This is a genomic window from Solibacillus isronensis, assembly GCF_023715405.1.
In the GTDB taxonomy this organism is placed as follows: domain Bacteria; phylum Bacillota; class Bacilli; order Bacillales_A; family Planococcaceae; genus Solibacillus; species Solibacillus isronensis_B.
The window spans coordinates 1-256 of record NZ_JAMBOC010000050.1 but is presented as its reverse complement, the minus strand read 5'-3'; the positions used below and the strand labels follow the sequence as shown (position 1 = coordinate 256).

At 48.8% G+C, this 256-nt stretch carries 2 tRNA genes; both read left to right on the top strand.

The window, feature by feature from the left end:
- Positions 1–47: 47 nt before the first annotated feature.
- Positions 48–123, top strand: a tRNA-Lys gene (locus M3166_RS19205).
- A gap of 23 nt (positions 124–146) precedes the next feature.
- Positions 147–231 (top strand) — tRNA-Leu (locus M3166_RS19200).
- The last annotated feature ends 25 nt before the right edge of the window (positions 232–256 follow it).

Sequence of the window (256 nt, the reverse complement as noted above, 5' to 3'; positions counted from 1 at the left end):
TAATCAGTAGGTCGAGGGTTCGACTCCTTTCGCCGGCACCATTTAGAGAGCCATTAGCTCAGTTGGTAGAGCATCTGACTTTTAATCAGAGGGTCGAAGGTTCGAGTCCTTCATGGCTCACCAGTTTATTATTTAAATACTGCTTAGCGGGTGTGGCGGAATTGGCAGACGCACTAGACTTAGGATCTAGCGCCGCAAGGCGTGGGGGTTCGACTCCCTTCACCCGCACCATTTTAATTTCATATTACTGTCAGAG